At 48.3% G+C, this 16,812-nt stretch carries 13 protein-coding genes; 3 read left to right on the forward strand and 10 right to left on the reverse strand.

Going from position 1 to position 16,812, the window contains the following annotated elements:
* Positions 1-177: 177 nt before the first annotated feature.
* The gene (bglX, locus tag FYJ57_RS03135) at positions 178-2,397 is read right to left on the reverse strand and encodes a beta-glucosidase BglX (RefSeq protein WP_154431493.1); all 2,220 of its coding nucleotides are present in this window, start codon (positions 2,395-2,397) and stop codon (positions 178-180) included.
* A 310-nt stretch (positions 2,398-2,707) separates the two neighbouring features.
* On the opposite strand from bglX, the gene FYJ57_RS03140 reads away from it, so the two are divergent.
* Complete coding sequence (locus FYJ57_RS03140; RefSeq protein WP_205839898.1) at positions 2,708-4,291, forward strand: D-alanyl-D-alanine carboxypeptidase family protein; 1,584 nt, start codon at positions 2,708-2,710, stop codon at positions 4,289-4,291.
* 215 nt (positions 4,292-4,506) lie between these two features.
* Here the strand turns inward: FYJ57_RS03140 and FYJ57_RS03145 are convergent, their stop codons facing one another.
* From FYJ57_RS03145 to FYJ57_RS03170, 6 genes are all read right to left on the reverse strand, one after another.
* The gene (locus FYJ57_RS03145; protein WP_154431495.1) at positions 4,507-5,685 is read right to left on the reverse strand and encodes a YkvI family membrane protein; all 1,179 of its coding nucleotides are present in this window, start codon (positions 5,683-5,685) and stop codon (positions 4,507-4,509) included.
* Positions 5,686-5,728: 43 nt separating this feature from the next.
* Positions 5,729-7,147, reverse strand: a complete 1,419-nt coding sequence (locus FYJ57_RS03150) for an FAD-binding oxidoreductase (RefSeq protein WP_154431496.1) — start codon at positions 7,145-7,147, stop codon at positions 5,729-5,731.
* A 3-nt stretch (positions 7,148-7,150) separates the two neighbouring features.
* Positions 7,151-8,341: an FAD-binding protein gene (locus tag FYJ57_RS03155; RefSeq protein WP_117525180.1), complete on the reverse strand. Its 1,191-nt coding sequence runs from the start codon at positions 8,339-8,341 to the stop codon at positions 7,151-7,153.
* A gap of 15 nt (positions 8,342-8,356) precedes the next feature.
* The gene (locus FYJ57_RS03160) at positions 8,357-9,145 is read right to left on the reverse strand and encodes an electron transfer flavoprotein subunit beta/FixA family protein (protein ID WP_118576480.1); all 789 of its coding nucleotides are present in this window, start codon (positions 9,143-9,145) and stop codon (positions 8,357-8,359) included.
* Positions 9,146-9,502: 357 nt separating this feature from the next.
* The gene (locus FYJ57_RS03165) at positions 9,503-9,892 is read right to left on the reverse strand and encodes a VOC family protein (RefSeq protein ID WP_022172864.1); all 390 of its coding nucleotides are present in this window, start codon (positions 9,890-9,892) and stop codon (positions 9,503-9,505) included.
* 1 nt (position 9,893) lies between these two features.
* The gene (locus FYJ57_RS03170) at positions 9,894-10,850 is read right to left on the reverse strand and encodes a 3'-5' exonuclease (RefSeq protein WP_154431497.1); all 957 of its coding nucleotides are present in this window, start codon (positions 10,848-10,850) and stop codon (positions 9,894-9,896) included.
* 214 nt (positions 10,851-11,064) lie between these two features.
* Between FYJ57_RS03170 and FYJ57_RS03175 the strand changes: the two genes are divergently transcribed.
* On the forward strand, positions 11,065-11,739 hold the full coding sequence (locus FYJ57_RS03175; RefSeq protein ID WP_154431498.1) for a response regulator transcription factor: 675 nt from the start codon (positions 11,065-11,067) through the stop codon (positions 11,737-11,739).
* The gene (locus tag FYJ57_RS03180; protein ID WP_235904364.1) at positions 11,736-13,169 is read left to right on the forward strand and encodes a sensor histidine kinase; all 1,434 of its coding nucleotides are present in this window, start codon (positions 11,736-11,738) and stop codon (positions 13,167-13,169) included. Before FYJ57_RS03175 ends, FYJ57_RS03180 begins: the two co-directional genes overlap by 4 nt.
* A 314-nt stretch (positions 13,170-13,483) precedes the next feature.
* On the opposite strand, the gene recQ is transcribed toward FYJ57_RS03180, so the two are convergent.
* From recQ to FYJ57_RS03195, 3 genes are all read right to left on the reverse strand, one after another.
* Positions 13,484-15,322, reverse strand: coding sequence for a DNA helicase RecQ (gene recQ / locus FYJ57_RS03185; protein ID WP_154431499.1), 1,839 nt, complete (start codon positions 15,320-15,322; stop codon positions 13,484-13,486).
* A gap of 333 nt (positions 15,323-15,655) precedes the next feature.
* A complete protein-coding gene (locus FYJ57_RS03190; RefSeq protein WP_154431500.1) occupies positions 15,656-15,865 on the reverse strand; it encodes a hypothetical protein in 210 nt (69 codons plus the stop codon).
* A gap of 440 nt (positions 15,866-16,305) precedes the next feature.
* Complete coding sequence (locus FYJ57_RS03195; RefSeq protein ID WP_154431501.1) at positions 16,306-16,737, reverse strand: M67 family metallopeptidase; 432 nt, start codon at positions 16,735-16,737, stop codon at positions 16,306-16,308.
* Between the last annotated feature and the right edge of the window lie 75 nt (positions 16,738-16,812).

The following is a 16,812-nucleotide window of genomic DNA, read 5'->3' on the forward strand; positions in this document are numbered from 1 at the left end:
TCTCCTACTACCCGCAGGTTTCAGAGTGCAACTCAGGAGTGATGTTCATCTGACCGACCGGCACCGGGCTTCCACCTCCCCCGGCTCGCTGAGGCTTTCAGGCACAGACTACTGTCTCCGTCTTCGTTTTTACTAACCCTCATTATATATACCTGGCAAAGTGGTTGTCAAGGAATTTTACTGTTTTTCAAGGGTAAATTTCGCTTTATTTGTTGTTGTACTGTCCGTACCGATAAAAATTTCGAAAATACCTGCTTCACTCTCAAAAATATTATTTTCACTCAGGAAACAAAGCTGTGGTTCCGTAATGGTAAATTCCACTCTTGCCTCTTCTTCCGGCTGCAGGGTAACTTTCCGGAAATCTTTCAGTTCTTTAACTGGTCGTACCACGCTTGCGGCAACGTCATGGAGATACAGCTGGATGGTTTCGGTTCCGGCACAGGTGCCTGTATTTTTTACGGTTACCGCTGCCCGGATGCTTTCTCCGTCTTTCATGCTGTCTTTGTCCAGAGAAACTTCCGAAACAGTAAAGGTCGTATAGCTCAGCCCGTAGCCGAACGGATACAGCGGTGCGTTCGGGATGTCCAGATATTTGGAACGGAAACGATCCTTGTCTTTGCCTTCCACATGGGGACGGCCGGTGGCATATTCGTTATAATGAACCGGAACCTGTCCCACACAGTACGGGAAACTCATCGGCAGTTTTCCGGTCGGGTTGTATGCACCGTACAGAACATCTGCGATCGCTCCGGCTCCCTCTGTGCCGGGCATCCATACTTCCAGAATGGCTTTTACTTTCGCCTTGATGTCGCGGATATCTAACGGACGTCCGGAGAACAGAACCACGACGATGTTGTCATTGACTTCTGCTACCCGATCCAGTAATTTCTGCTGAATCTCCGGAATCTGAATATTCGCATTACTGGTTGCCTCTCCTGACTGCAGACGGTCTTCACCGATACAGAGGACTACTTTTTTGGCTCCGGCTGCTGCCTTTACTGCCTCTTCCAACATCTGTGCCTCTTCCTGCGGTGTACAGGAAGATTCCTGTGTTCCCTCGGTGAATCCTTCCAGAACCACATCCGCGCCAAGCATCGGGGAACCCTGTGCAAAGACTACATTTTCTGCCAGATTTTCCTGTTTCAGCACTTCCCTGATTGTTTTTACATCTTTCGCCTCTCCGATGATCGACCAGGATCCCATCAGATTTCTGGTGTTTACATAAGGTCCGATATATGCTGTTTTTTCCGTTTTCTTTAGCGGCAGTATCTGTTCTTCATTTTTCAGCAGAACAAAGGATTTTCTTGCTGCTTCTCTTGCCAGTCTGCGGTGTTCTTCACATAGGATCACCTGTTTTTCCTTTTCTTCATCCGCATCTTTATACGGATGTTCGAACAGTCCCAGTTTATTTTTCAGCTCCAGTATCCGCATACAGCACTCGTCTATCAGTTCTTCCGAAATCGTTCCTTCCTTCACCAGACGGCACAGGTTATCGCTGTAGATTCCTGCCATCATATCGATATCCACACCGGCTTTTACCGCACGGATTGCAGCCTCTTCTTTATCTGCACAGTATCCGTGATAAATCATCTCTTCGATCGCAGCCCAGTCAGAGATCAATACACCGTCAAATCCCAGTTCATCGCGGAGAATATTCCGCATCAGCTTTTTACTGCCCGTGGCCGGTACACCGTTCAGCGTATTAAAGGATGTCATCACAAGCGCAGCTTTCGCATCGATCCCGGCCTTGTAGGACGGCAGATAGAACTCACGGAAGGTATGCTCGGATAACTCTACCGTGTTATAATCTCTTCCGGCTGTCGGTGCACCGTATCCTGCAAAATGTTTCACGCAGGCACCGATCCGGTATTCCTCACGCAGATCCTCTCCCTGGAAACCGCGTACCATACTCTCACAGAACAGTCCATTCAGATACGGATCCTCCCCGGTGGACTCCATCACGCGTCCCCATCTGGCATCACGTACCAGGTCTGTCATCGGGGCAAAGGTTACATGCAGGCCGCTGACAGCAGCCTCTTTTGCTGCGACAGCAGCACATTTTTCTGAAATTTCCGGTTCAAAGGTTGCTCCCTGAGCCAGCGGGATTGGAAATACCGTCTTGTATCCGTTGATGATATCCAGCATAAATAACAGCGGAATATGATGTGGATGTTTTTCCATGTAGGCTTTCTGGATCTTTTTTACATTCTCCGCACCCATCGATCCGATAACAGATCCGGACAGTGCGATATTTTCCTCTGTAAATCCCATCTCTGCCATCGGTCCTGTGATCACCGTATCGTCTGCAAAGAATCCGCCGACCACCTGGCTCATCTGATTGACTTTTTCTTCCAGGGACATATCATTTAATAAAGCGATTAACTGCTCTTTTGTCATCGTTCTTCTCCTTATTGCGTCTTTGTAGTATTGGTTTTATTCTCCATAAGTTTACATAATGTTATTTTTAAATATCTTACTGTTTCTGATCCAACCATATATTTTATATCCACTATATAACACTCTGCCACTGTTTTGCAAGTCCGTTCAGATACATTTTCTGTTACTGTGTACTGTACCCATTTCTTACAACCCGACGGATTCCAGGTTTTTTGTCGTATTTTGTCCATGGCTGTGGTATAATAGTTGAAATCAGGGTCTGCAGACCCTGTATTTTATAATGCAAAAATGGAAATCAAAGGAGTTTTTTATGAACAATCGAAGATACCGTCATCGCCTTCTCGCGCTCTCGGCGTCTATTTTGCTGGGCCTGTCCGGTCTGTCTTCTTCTGCGGTTGATGCTGCAGAAGTTACTGTTGAGCAACCGGCGGCAGATACCACGGTTTCTCAGGACACGGGAAATCCATCCGCAGACACCAAAGAAGCGGCAGAAGGTCAGACCGAAGGCGAAACGACGGAACCGGAACGAATCGAACCGGATGCCTACTTTGAGCCAATCCAGTCCAACGACACCGCCAACTGGCCACAGGGGCCTGCCGTATGGGCAGAATCAGCCGTTGTCATGGATCTGGACAGCGGGACTTTCCTCTATTCCAAAAACATGGATGTCGCAAAGTATCCGGCCAGTATCACTAAGATTCTCACCACACTGATCGCGATCGAACATTCCCGTCCGTCCGAAAAAGTCACTTTTTCGGAAAATGCTGTCTACGGCATCGAACAGGGAAGTTCCAATATCGGGATCCGGCTTGGGGAAAACCTGACTATGGAAGACTGTCTGTACGGCATGATGCTCGAATCTGCCAATGAAGTCTGTATCGCCGTGGCGGAACATATCAGCGGCAGTGTGGATGCATTCGTGGAACTGATGAACCAGAAAGCAGCTTCCCTGGGATGCACGAACACGCATTTTACCAACCCGAACGGGCTTCCGGACGAGAATCATTATACGACGGCACATGATATGGCACTGATCGCACAGGCGGCATACAACAATGCAACGTTCCGCAAGGTCTGCCAGACGACTACCTACTGCATCGGAAAGACCAACAAGTGTGGGGAAGAGCGATGGCTGAGCAACCATCATAAGATGCTTCCGGACAGGGATTATACGTATGAGGGATGTACCGGCGGCAAGACCGGATTCACCCAGGCGGCCTTAAACACACTGGTCACTTACGCAGAGCGGAATGGCCGACAGCTTGTATGTGTATCGCTTCGAACCAACGGAAGACAGATTTATACGGATACGGCTTCCCTTCTCGATTACGGATTCAATAATTTCCAGAATTATTCCATCTTCAACCGGAAAACCTGGGCAGATGCAAAGATGCTGTACCCATCGCTGTACTTCGGACAGCCCGAGACAGTTGCAAATCTCCGCCCGACCTGCACGGTAACGCTGCCGGCCGGCATGGATCTGTCCTCCGTAGAGACCACCTGCAACCCGGGAGACGGAACCCTCTGCCGCAGCTATACATACAACCAGTATCCGGTAGGCTACGAATCCATCCCGGACACTGCGATCCAGGCACTGTTACACAGTGAACCCACAAACATCTGCAAAAAGTCCGGCAGCGCTGCTGCATCTGATCTCGGAAATTCTGCAAAAGAAACAGCTTCCGGTATTTTCCAGAAAGTACTCGCATTTGTCGCTCCTGTGGGCACGGTGATTACTTCTTTTGTCACCTCTGTCTTTACAGCTGTCCCCTGGTATTACTTTGCACTGGGCGGTGTGTTGTTTCTGATCATCATTATGGAGATTGTGCTTGCGATGAAGAAAAAGAAGAAACGTAAGAAGAAAAAAACAGCCAGAAAGAAAAACGTAAAATAAAGAAACAGGCAGATATGAATTCATAAAATCATATCTGCCTGTTTCTTTGCATCGTATACCAATAATTATTTCTTATCCACTTTTCTTCTGCAATCTATTTTTCTATCGTTACCTGATTTACGCCAAGGATCTTTGAAATCATTGCATTCGGTATGTTTTCCTTTATCTATCTATCATAGAACGACAAATCTCTTTTTTCGTATTTTACACTCCGATTAAATCTCTTTCCCTTTCGTTCCGATCGCATGTACCACAAACGGAATAAACAGTGTGATCAGTGCTGCATAACCAAGGTAAGCATATCCTTTCTTGACAACTGTCATCAGACCGAACTGTGCGATTGCGAAAGCCAGGAAGGTAAAGATTGCAGTGAAGACTGCATTTCTTGCCAGATGGCCTTTTGCTTTTTTCTCTTTGCTGTCCATGCGGCGTTCCATCGCGTTAACGCAACGGGTTACAATACCGGAGATCATGTTTACGGCTGTGGAGATAGCGCCGAGGATGATCAGGATCGAGATGATCGGGGTCAGGATACCGGAACCTACGCCATTTTGCACCAGAACCAGCATCGGAACGGATGCGGTGGCCAGCTCTGCCACGTAGGCGATGGCCAGCAGACCGAAGATGGAAAGTTCCATGGCCAGGAAGTTGCAGATGAACATCCAGATGGCTGCTTTGTTGATCTGCTTTACATCGGTAACATCTTCCATATGCTGGTACATAACAGATACCGATGCCAGCTGGAAGAAGAAATACAGGACTGCGGACCACAGTGCCGGGCCGAATGCACCGGTCTCAGACGAGATCACCGGCATCTCTCCGGAAGTCATGCGCCCGATGGAGGCTGTGATATCACCCCACTGTGCGATGATATTCGGAACCAGTACCAGTACCAGACCGATGATGATCAGCACACTCAGAGTAGAAGCACATTTTCTTACTACATTGGTTCCATACAGAGCAATGAAGAAGATAAATGCTGCGATGATCAGTGTACATACCCAATATGGGATGCCAAACAGTGTCTGTAAGGTAGAACCTCCGGTTGCAAATGCTGCAGCGGATGCGGTACCGATCATGATCAGGTAACAGATCTCATACAGGTTGGACATCACGTGGCGAGTCTTACCATACATGCTGTCTGAAAAACTTCTGTAGTCGTATGTTTTGTGTTTGTATGCATAACGCATGCCATACCAGAAAAACAGTGCATATAAGCCCTGTGTGACCAGTGGCAGGATCAGACACCAGATACCGTAATTAATAAAGTACTGATAGATCTGTGCGCCGGATGCGAATCCTCCGCCAAACTGTGTGGTAAATGCCACGAACGCAAGTCCCATCGCCAGAGGCATCTTACTTTTATCGACCAGTAATGATTTTTTCTCACTCATATTTTCTTTCCCCCGATTTCCTTTATTGTCGGAATATTTCTGATTATTTATTAAACTCGATCACCTTACCCGGATTGAGGATCAGTTTATCATCAAACGCCAGCTTGATGGATTTGTACAGCTGGATCATCCGCGGTCCCACGAACTCTTCCAGGAATTCCAGACGGCCGTTTCCGATACCATGCTCTCCGGATAACTGTCCACCCAGTTCTTTGGACAGTGCGTACAGTTCTGTCAGACTGGCGTGGGTTGCTGCCTTCCACTCTTCATCACTCATCTCCGGTCCTCGAAGCATCTCGGTGTGGATGTTTCCGTCTCCACAGTGACCACAGGGCTCTACACGGATGCCATGGGCACTTGCGATCTTTTTCGCTGCCTTTACATACTCTGCGATTCTTGCTCTCGGGACAACCACATCACACTCTTCCTGTGCCACTGAATCCGCTTTCATGCCTTCCAGGATACCGCCGCGCACACTCCATACCGCTCCGGCGCGTTCCGGTGTTCCGGCGATTGCACAGTCCAGAGCTCCGTTTGCCAGTGCTGCCTCTGCAGCGGCTTCCACAGCACTGTCAAGTTCCTGCTTACTCGAAGCATCGTACATTACGATCAGAACTGCCTCACCCTCTTTCACCGGAAACATTTTGTTCAGGTTCCGCTCTACAATGTCTATCAATTCTCGCTCAAGGAATTCTATCGCAGTCGGTACAAATGGCAGTTCCAGTACCTTCGGAACCATATCCGCACACTCTTCAAGGCTCTTAAACGGCATAACCAGCGTACAGGTGCAGGTCGGTGCCGGAAGCAGTTTTAATGTCACTTCCGTCAGGATACAAAGGGTTCCCTCGGAACCGATGATCAGGTCTTTCACATCATATCCGGTCGTATTTTTCACAACATTGGATGAAAAATTCATGATCGATCCGTCCGGCATAACTGCCTCGATACAGCGGACAAAATCTCTCGTCAGTCCGTAACGGACCGCTTTCATACCGCCGGCATTTGTAATGACATTACCGCCAATGGATGCAGTCTTTTCCCCCGGATCCGGCGGGTAGAACAGTCCGCCTGCTGCGGCTGCCGCCTGAATATCAATCAACAGTGCACCCGGCTGGGCAGTGATCGTCTGATTCTTCCGGTCAATCGGGAAAATCTTGTTCATCCGCATGACAGATAACATGATACCGCCGTATTTGCAGGTAGCTCCTCCTGCCAGACCGGTTCCCGCTCCACGGCAGACCACCGGGATATTTTCTTTATACGCATATGCCATAATGGCTGATACTTCTTCTTTGTTCACAACTTCCACGTACAGATCCGGCTGATACACGCCGTACTCCGGCATCTCATCCCGATAATATTCGCTGGCGATCTCCGCTCCCACCCATACACGGTCAGGCGCGGTGACAGAACGGATATAGTCACAATCCTGGGAAGTCATTTTCTTATAAGGGTATGCCATGACTTAGTCCTCCTTCTGTTTTTTTGCCAATGCTGTCAGTTCTGGGACAACCTGGTATAAATCATCTACGATACAGTAATCTGCCACACCGAAGATCTGTGCCTGTGGATCTGTGTTGATCGCTACGATACATTCCGATCCGTTCATACAGGAGGTGAACTGGATCGCTCCGGACACCCCGCAGGTGATGATCAGTTTCGGCCGCACGGTACGGCCGGACAGACCGATCTGATGCGCCGTATCGCCAAATCCGTTTTCCACCATCGGACGGGTAAAGGCCAGCTGACCGCCAAGGGCTTCTGCCAGTTCCCGGCACATTTCCACATCTTTTTCATTTCGTACGCCACGGCCTGCTACCACCAGCACATCCTCTTCTTCCAGGCTCTTGACTTTATCGATCACCTCAGAAGAAAGGATCTTGATTCTCGATTCTGCCATCTTTTCATTGACCGGACAGACAACCACTTCGCCGTGCGGGTTCGCTACCACTTCAGCTTTATCCATGACTTTATATCTCACCGTCGCAAACTGTGGTCTGGACTTTGTGATTCCGATCTGTGCCATGATATTGCCGCCAAATGCAGGACGTACCTGGATCATATCGGTATTTGGTTTGATATCCAGTGTGGTACAGTCTGCGGTCAGACCGGTATGGAAACGGGTCGAGAGCCGCGGTGCCAGGGAACGTCCCAGTGCGGTTGCTCCGATCAGTACAGAACTCGGTTTATTTGCCGCGATACAGTCTGCCACTGCATCTGCATAGCAGTCTGCCCGAAATCCTTCAAATCCCGGATCTTCATATACATACACATGGTCCACACCATAAGGAAGCAGCTTTTCGGCATTTTCCTTCGTTCCTTCGCCGCCTACGATCACACAGTTGACTTCGTAACCGACTTTTCCTGCCATCTTTCTGGCTTCTCCCACAAGTTCGTAGGTCACCGGATGGATCTCGCCACGCTCCTGTTCCACATAGATCAGGAAGTTTTTCCAGTCATCTTTGTTAAATGCTTTTGCTTTCTGCTCAAACTGTATGGCCTTCTCCGGACAGTTTCTCACACAGAGACCACACATACGGCAGCTTTCGCTGACTACGATTCCCGCTCCCTCTATGGTCAGCGCACCAAAAGGACATTTTTCCACGCAGATTCCGCAGAGACTACATTTGTCTGCATCAAATTTCATAAATTCCATATGTATCTGTTCCTCCTATATGATCTTCTTTCCGGTTAAGATGGAAAAAAGTTCCTCTGCTTTTTCTTTCGCACTGCCTTCCAGATAGACCTGTTTTTCTCCTTCCGGTGGTGCAAACATACGCTCTACAGAGGTAGGAGATCCTACCAGACCATATCGGCTCAGATCCTGATCCGGCATATTCTCAAAGCTCAGAATACGGATCGGACGGTCTGCGGTTGCTTTTTTTAGCAGATAGGACGGCAGACGCGGTACACAGGTATCTTTGTCGATTGTCAGAAGACACGGATACGGTATCTCGGATATCTGAGATACACTGACCAGATCCTGACGGACCTGAATGGCTTTCTCATTCACATCCACGATCTCTGCCACCCATGCAGCATGCGGAATCGTCAGATGTTCTGCGATCGCCGGTCCTACCTGTGCGGTATCGCCATCGGTTGTCTGTCTTCCGCAGATGATCAGGTCCGCGCCGCCAATCACCTGGATCCCCTGTGCCAGCGCATAAGAGGTGGCAAGCACATCGGCTCCTGCAAATTTTCTGTCAGAGAGTATCACCGCATCGTCAGCACCCATCGTATAAGCATCGCGCATCATTTCCTCTGCCTGCGGCGGTCCCATCGTCAGTACCGTTACGGTTCCTCCCACTTTTTCACGGATCTGAAGGGCTGTCTCCAGCGCGAACAGATCGTAAGGATTGGTCCTGGTCTCCCCGGACATTCTCTTCATGGCACCGGTTTCCGGATCAATATCTACTTTGGAACTGGCCGGTACCTGTTTCATACATACTACGATTTTCATACTTTCTACTTCTTTCTTTACTTTCTCGCTTCAACGCTTTAAACGGTTGTATTATTATAACATTATACGGTTGAATTGTCGAGGTTTTTATGGCAATTTCACAGATGGCTTCTTTTCTACTCTCACCACTCAGAAACATACACCACAAGATGCACAATGACAGGGCAGGCATTATTTATTCTTCACTAAATGAAATTTAAATAAAAAATTCCCGGACAGATGTTCCTCTTCAGGTTTGTCCGAGAATTTTTTAATATTATTTAAAGTAAATAATTTCCGCGATCGTACAGTTCATAAACGGTATACCGAAAGTATAGAGTTTCATGTAGAGTACCGCTCTGTCCATCAGCGGATGTTTTATTTTTCCTGGAAGAATTCAATTTCTTCTCCCACCGGTCCATTGCAGAAAGCCACACGAACCGGAAATTCCGGTTGGGACGGAATCACGATGTCTTTTGGCTCTACGGTGATCGGATATCCTGCCTCACGGACTGCCTTCACGCATCCGTCCACATCATCCGTCTTCAATGCAAAATGCCGGATGCTTCCCTGGGGCAGCTGTCCCTCGGCATCGGTAAATACTTCCACAAGTCCTGCGCCTGTATCAAACATGAAACCTGCCAGTTCCGGTTCTCCCCAGGAACGAATCACAGGCATACCCAGCACTCCCTGATAAAATTCTTTTACTTTTTCAATCTCCGATTTTTCGCATCGGATACATACATGATGAATTCCCTGTACCAACATATTATTTTTCTCCTTTCTTACGTGCCCGTCTTTTTCTTTTGATTTCTTCTTTTTTGGTCCGTATCTCCATGGCTTCCTCTTCCGTGGTATATTTCATGGTCTTTACCGCAAATACTCTGCCCTGCTCCGTCTTCTTCATCCGGATCTTGCCCTTCATCCAGCCATGTACCGGACAGTACGCCAGGCAGTAATAATTCTTCTGCCCCGCCGCAAACCACCGGATCTTTTTGCGGATATTTTTTCTGCACAGATGACAGCGGCTGCTGGTGATCTCCTTATCCGCCATGGCTTCTTCTTTGGAGTCAAATTCCCGGGAAATAAATTTTTCATACCCCGGATAAAAGACTTTGATCTCTTCTTCCTTTCGTTTCGGATTCTGATAGCAGTCAATAGAATAAAACGTGTCCACAATCTCGCTTCGGAGCCGCATCAAAACCTTTGCCGTATACCAGGAATCCGCCAGTGCCCGGTGAAATTCCTGCTGTTTTTCTATCTCCAGTACATCCACGGCATATTCCAGAGACCTTCTGCTGTCTCCGTCCTCCCGGTCGATACTGAACAATTTTTGCACATCCAGATAACGGATCGGTCCTTTTAAAAGCTGCAGGATGCCGTAGTATTTCATGTTTCGCTGCAGTTCCAGCAGATCGGAATTGCCCCAGCTGCAAAAAAGGGCATCCTCACCGCACCATTTCAAGAATTCTTTGACAGCACGGTAAAAAGGAATCCCTTCCCCTTCCAACAGTTTCATATCCATCTGGATGATCTCTCTGGTACGGTGATGAAGTTTCTTATATACCCGCGGCTGTATCAGTACCTGATACTGGTCTATGATCTGTCGCTCACTGTTCAGTTTTACTGCTCCGATCTCAATAATCTCAAAGGGAATTCTTTCATTTTCCTGGCCTTTTCCGTAAGGACACTGATTCCACTCCAGATCAAAGACAATATAATTCATAAGTGTCGTTCCTTCCTTTTTCCTCTATCTGCAAGTATAATGTATTCTTTCTGTATGGTCAACCTGTTGTTACAGGATGTTGCGGTCACTCCATTCACAGCAGCTACAGAATTTCTCTGACCCTGCACACAGTATTTTCATTTGATTTTTCTCCTTTTTTGCCATACTGAGTTCAGAAAAATATATGTTATCCATAACCTGAGGTGTATGTTTTATGCGATTACTGATAGCAGAAGATGAAAAATCCCTGTCCCGGGCTCTGGCTGCCATTCTGACCCGGAATAATTATTCTGTGGATACGGTCTATGACGGGGAAGCCGCCCTTGAATATCTGGAAGCCACCAATTACGACGGGCTGATCCTCGATGTGATGATGCCGAAGATGGACGGCATCACCGTCTTAAAGACTCTTCGTGCCCGGGGTAACACAACCCCTGTGCTGATCCTGTCCGCAAGATCGGAGATTGATGATAAAGTCCTGGGGCTTGACAGCGGCGCCAACGACTATCTGACCAAACCGTTCGATGCAAAAGAACTCCTCGCCCGGATCCGCGCCATCACCCGGATCCAGAACATCGGTACCAGTTCCCAGATCACCTATGGCAATATCACCCTGGACTGCGCGACTTACGAGCTGTCCTCGGCTTCCGGTTCCTTTAAGCTGGCAAACCGCGAATTTCAGATGATGGAACTGTTAATTTCCAATCCCACTCACCTGATCCCGACGCAACGGTTCCTGGAAAAAATCTGGGGATATGACAGTGATGTGGAGATCCATGTGGTGTGGGTGTATATTTCTTATCTTCGCAAAAAACTGGATGCCCTCGGTGCTACGATCCAGATCAAAGCTGTCCGTAACGCCGGGTACTTTCTGGAGGAAAAAGCATGATTCGAAAATTACGGAAAAAACTGATCGCGGTGTCTATGGTATCGCTCTGTATTGTTCTTTTTTGTATCTTTGGATTTGTCGGGCTCCTGAACTATCGTAAAATGGTCTCAGATGCCAATCATACGTTGTCTATTCTGGCGGATAACGATGGGACGTTTCCGGAACCGAAAAATGACGAACCAGATCACGCAGGTAAATTGCCTGACGCAAAGGATCCCTCTCAACCGGATCCATCCAGCCAGGATGCCGGTTCTGCTTCTTCGGCATCCGATTTGTCGGCGAACTCCGATCCGTCCGCAGATACAGACCCCGGCAATCTCAAAAACAGTGGGAAGAGTGGAAAACCGTCCGACCTCCCGGAGTCAAAACAACCCTCCGGGAACCCGAAAGACTCCCCGGAGCTTCCCTTCGAATCCCGATATTTCTCTGTCCTGCTCGACAGCAACGATGCTTCTGTCCTGTCCACCGATACCGGCATGATCGCCGCCGTTGATGAAGATACGGCTGCTGCATATGCAACCTCTATTTTTAAGAGCGAAAAAACAAAAGGATTTCTCCACAGCTACCGATATACCACCGTCACCTCAGACAGCGGTACCCGTGTGATCTTTCTGGACTGTCAGCGAACGCTTTCGTCCTTCCACACACTGGTCTTTACCAGCGTAAGTGTATGTCTGATCGGTATGCTTCTGGTTTTACTTTTGATGTTTCTGCTGTCCGGTTACATCATCAAACCGTTTATCGAGAATCACGAAAAACAGAAACAGTTTATCACCGATGCCGGACATGAGTTGAAAACCCCGCTGACCATCATCAATGCAGATGCGGAGATTTTAGAGATGGATTATGGACAGAATGAATGGCTGGCAGATATTCAGGAGCAGACAAAACACCTGACTTCCCTGACCAATAACCTGATCACACTCTCCCGGCTGGAAGAGGAACGCACCCGGCTGCAAATGATCGATTTCCCATTCTCGGATGTGGTAGAAGAAACGGTACAGTCTTTTCAGGCACTTGCCCGCACACAGAACAAGACTTTTGAAACCTCGATCCAGCCGATGATCTCCCTGTACGGAGACGAAAAAGCACTCACACAGCTGGTATCGATCCTGTTAGATAACGCGATGAAATACTCCACTCCGGAAGGCGAGATTTCCCTTCGTCTTGAAAAAGCAGGAAACAACGTGAAACTTTCTGTATACAACACCGCCGACTCCATCGACCGTGAACAGCTGCCACACCTGTTCGACCGTTTTTACCGGACAGATAAGTCAAGAAGTTCCCGGACCGGTGGCTACGGTCTCGGACTCTCCATTGCCGCTGCCGTGGTCAATACCCATAAAGGAAAAATCACATCAACCACGCAGGATGAACACTCTCTGCTGATCACTGTGACGCTTCCGTTGAAGGCGCAAGAACGCAAGTAAATGCAATAATACCAGTTGTCGTGCCAGATTTTTAATTCTCTTATCTGACAGGCAACTGGTATTTTATGATTTTTCGTAACTATTCAGTAGCCACTGTCCCGCGAGGTGTTTTGACATGAATATGTCAAAATCCCGAGACATACAAGCCAAAATGCCATCACCGAAGGTGATTTACGCGAGCAACGAGTCAAAGTCCGTGCTTGCACGAAACCTTGAGGAGTGCCGCGATAACGATAAAAACTCGCAAAGCGTGTTTTTATCGTTTAAATGCATTTTGGTTCGTAACTGTGAAGGTACTGAACAGTTACGATTTTTCAGACACGCTCTAGTTCCTCTAAGAACCGTTCCCCATATTTCTCATACTTCGCCTCACCCACGCCGGACACCTCCAGCATGGAAGCCCGGTCGGTGGGTTTTTTCACGCACATATCAATCAACGTTTTATCACTGAATACGATATACGGCGGCACTTTCTGTTCTCCGGCGATCGTGAGGCGAAGCTGACGCAGCCGCTCAAATAACTTCCAGGAGGCAGCATCCAGATCTTCCGTAAGCCCGGCGCGTTTCCGGATCTTTTTCCCGCTGCCATCCGTTTTCGTCTTTTTCTCCTTTGGTTTTGAGAATTTCATCACGATCTTCTCATCCTCCTCCAGAAAATCCTCGCCCTTTTCTTCCAGATGAATCAGCGCATATTTGTCCGGTGTCGCCCACAGATACCCCTGTGCCAGAAGTTCCCCGATGATCTCCTTCAGGCGCGGCTCGGTAATCTGTTTCTGTTTTCCATAACTTTCCACAGCTTCCAGCCCATACGATTTTACTTTCGCATTCTGACTTCCCCGGAGAACCGCGGCGATCGTTCCTGCACCGTAATTTCTCGGCAGTTCCGTGATACATTCCATAATATCCCGGCAAATCTCCGTCACATCCTCCTCCACATACTCATGGAGGCAGTTCGAACAGTTTTCGCACCGCCTCGGACCTTTCTCACCGAAATATTTCAGGATAAAACCACGCAGACAGTCCTTTGTCGTGCTGTAAAACGTCATCATCCGCAGACGCTGTGCATCCCGCTCCCGGACTGCTTCCGCCTCTTCCCTGTCCATATCCTCCCGCAGATCCTTTTCCTCTAACAAAAACTGATTGATCCGGACATCCTGTGGGGAATACAGCAGGATACATTCTGCCCGCTCCCCGTCACGCCCGGCTCGTCCCGCTTCCTGATAGTAATTTTCCATGCTCTGCGGCATATTATAATGTACCACATACCGGACATTTGACTTATCGATCCCCATACCAAATGCATTCGTCGCCACCATCACCGGCTTTTCATCAAAAATAAAAAGATCCTGATTGCGCTTTCTCTCTTCCGCAGAAAGCCCCGCATGATATCTGGTCGCCGGTATATCTTCCATCTGTAACATCGTGCATACCTCTTCCACGTTCTTTCTGGTCGCACAGTAAACAATCCCGCTCTCCATCCGGTGTTCCTTCACATAATCCAGCAACTCCGCCTTCTTATTCCCTGTCCGCACCTCAAAATAAAGATTCGCCCGGTCAAACCCCGTCACCAGCACCTTCGGACTCCGAAGCCCCAACACACACAAAATATCGTCCCGCACCTGCTCCGTTGCCGTCGCCGTAAACGCACTCATCACCGGCCGCACCGCCAGCTGATTCACAAACTCCACAATATTCAGATAACTCGGCCGGAAATCCTGTCCCCACTGGGAAATACAGTGTGCCTCATCCACCGTCACCATACTGATCTGCACCCTCTGTGCAAAATCAAGAAACAGCGGCGTCAACAACCGTTCCGGTGCCACATAAATAATCTTATACCGCCCCTGCACCGCATATTCCATCGCCTTATAAATCTGACCTTCCGTAAGCGAACTGTTAATATACGCCGCATGAATCCCGGCCTCATTCAACGCCCGCACCTGATCCTTCATCAAGGAAATCAACGGAGAAATCACAACCGTAATCCCCGGCAAAAGCAACGCCGGAACCTGATAACAAATCGACTTCCCCGCCCCCGTAGGCATAATCCCCAGAACATCCCTCCCGGATAAGATCGCCCCGATCAGATCCTCCTGCCCGTTCCGGAACCCGTCATACCCGAAATATCGTTTCAATACTTCATACATATCCATATATTATTTTACTTTTCCTTTCCTACACTATAGCGTGTCTGAAAAATCATTTCACCTTCCCGCCGCCAACATCCAGAAAGCCCACACTGACCCGGTAAGGCCAGACAGCCTTTTGCTGGCGCTCTTAGCCAGGATGAGATCCAGTCCTTAGAAGAACTTGACAGTGAGCGACTCTCCGCGAACTGGCATAATAGTTCTTCTTAGGACTTAGCTCAGCTTGGCGTTGCCAGCGGTTGTCTGACCTTACCGGGTCAGTGCGGGCTTTCGTCTGTGCAGCCAGTCTTTCGTCCGTGCAGCCAGTCTTTTCAGACTTTCGTCCATGCAGGCAATATCTCACTTTACCAACTCCTGCCTTTCATCAAACCAAACCCGATCCCCTTCATTAATATCTCTGTCATACAACATCTGATCCCTCTGCCGAACGATTTTTACATCCCCGTCCTCGTCCTCCAGCCGAACCACCGCCATCACCGGATCTCCCTCTTTCCGCTCCTCGCAGCCAAACTCCACATCTTCCTCTATCCGTAACACTCTATAATTCATAATCCGTATTTTCCCTATATTAAAACCCTTAACTATTTATTATTCATATGCTATAATATCACGCCCCCAACCCCTTTACAAGAAAGAATCCAAACACAGCAAACCACAACTATGAGAAACACGCTTTGTGAGTTTCTCAAGTTATCGCGGCAGTCGCCAAGGTCTCATGCAAGCATGGACTTTGGCTCGTTGCTCGCGTAAAAAAAGTACGAACCATACCGCTTACTTTCAAACGATACACTTCGCACTTCTCTTCTTAGCATTAATATTATATAAACGTAACTGTTCAGTACCTTCACAGTTACGTGCCAAAATGCATGTAAAATCACCTTCGGTGATGGCATTTTGGCTTGTATGTCTCGGGATTTTGGCATATTCATGCCAAAACACCTCGCGGTACAGTGACTACTGAATAGTTACATATAAAGTATCCGCAAGCCTCAGAAAAAATACTCCTCAGAATAAATCCTCAGATCCTCTTTTTCCCAGACTCCGCTTTCCACATGAAAACTGTTCAACACCGGATACTCCGCCATCAACGACAAAATCAGATAACTGGCCTTCGAATCAAACGCCAGCCGAATATCCTCCACCGACGGCCGTGACGGAGAAGACGGATGAGAATGCCAGTTTCCCAGCGGTTTTAACCCATTGGCGCGCATATCCTTGATTGCATTCATCTGATCTCTCGGATCCAGCATAAAGTGATCTTCCGCATGATCCTTATTCTCCAGAAAATACACCTTCTGGATCACTCTTCCCTCTTCTGTTTCCACCCCGGCGAGAAGACCGCAGGCTTCCTCCGGAAGATGTTCCTTTGCATAATTTACAATCTCATCATAGAGATGATCTCTCATTCTTATAATCGCCATAACTGTCTCCTCTTCCCATTCTGCCTTTTCTGTTTCCTCTGATTCTGCCCGGAAACACCAGACACTCCGGGAAGC

Source organism: Oliverpabstia intestinalis (genome assembly GCF_009696065.1).
GTDB lineage: Bacteria > Bacillota > Clostridia > Lachnospirales > Lachnospiraceae > Oliverpabstia > Oliverpabstia intestinalis.

Bases quoted from the DNA above. Each gene is read 5' to 3' on its own strand.
- FYJ57_RS03170 (WP_154431497.1), bottom strand. From the start codon at position 10,850: ATGAATTATATTGTCTTTGATCTGGAGTGGAATCAGTGTCCTTACGGA.
- FYJ57_RS03190 (WP_154431500.1), bottom strand. From the start codon at position 15,865: ATGAATTATAGAGTGTTACGGATAGAGGAAGATGTGGAGTTTGGCTGC.
- recQ (WP_154431499.1), bottom strand. From the start codon at position 15,322: ATGGATATGTATGAAGTATTGAAACGATATTTCGGGTATGACGGGTTC.
- FYJ57_RS03160 (WP_118576480.1), bottom strand. From the start codon at position 9,145: ATGAAAATCGTAGTATGTATGAAACAGGTACCGGCCAGTTCCAAAGTA.
- FYJ57_RS03145 (WP_154431495.1), bottom strand. From the start codon at position 5,685: ATGAGTGAGAAAAAATCATTACTGGTCGATAAAAGTAAGATGCCTCTG.
- FYJ57_RS03175 (WP_154431498.1), top strand. From the start codon at position 11,065: ATGCGATTACTGATAGCAGAAGATGAAAAATCCCTGTCCCGGGCTCTG.
- FYJ57_RS03165 (WP_022172864.1), bottom strand. From the start codon at position 9,892: ATGTTGGTACAGGGAATTCATCATGTATGTATCCGATGCGAAAAATCG.
- FYJ57_RS03180 (WP_235904364.1), top strand. From the start codon at position 11,736: ATGATTCGAAAATTACGGAAAAAACTGATCGCGGTGTCTATGGTATCG.
- FYJ57_RS03155 (WP_117525180.1), bottom strand. From the start codon at position 8,341: ATGGAATTTATGAAATTTGATGCAGACAAATGTAGTCTCTGCGGAATC.
- bglX (WP_154431493.1), bottom strand. From the start codon at position 2,397: ATGACAAAAGAGCAGTTAATCGCTTTATTAAATGATATGTCCCTGGAA.
- FYJ57_RS03150 (WP_154431496.1), bottom strand. From the start codon at position 7,147: ATGGCATACCCTTATAAGAAAATGACTTCCCAGGATTGTGACTATATC.
- FYJ57_RS03195 (WP_154431501.1), bottom strand. From the start codon at position 16,737: ATGGCGATTATAAGAATGAGAGATCATCTCTATGATGAGATTGTAAAT.
- FYJ57_RS03140 (WP_205839898.1), top strand. From the start codon at position 2,708: ATGAACAATCGAAGATACCGTCATCGCCTTCTCGCGCTCTCGGCGTCT.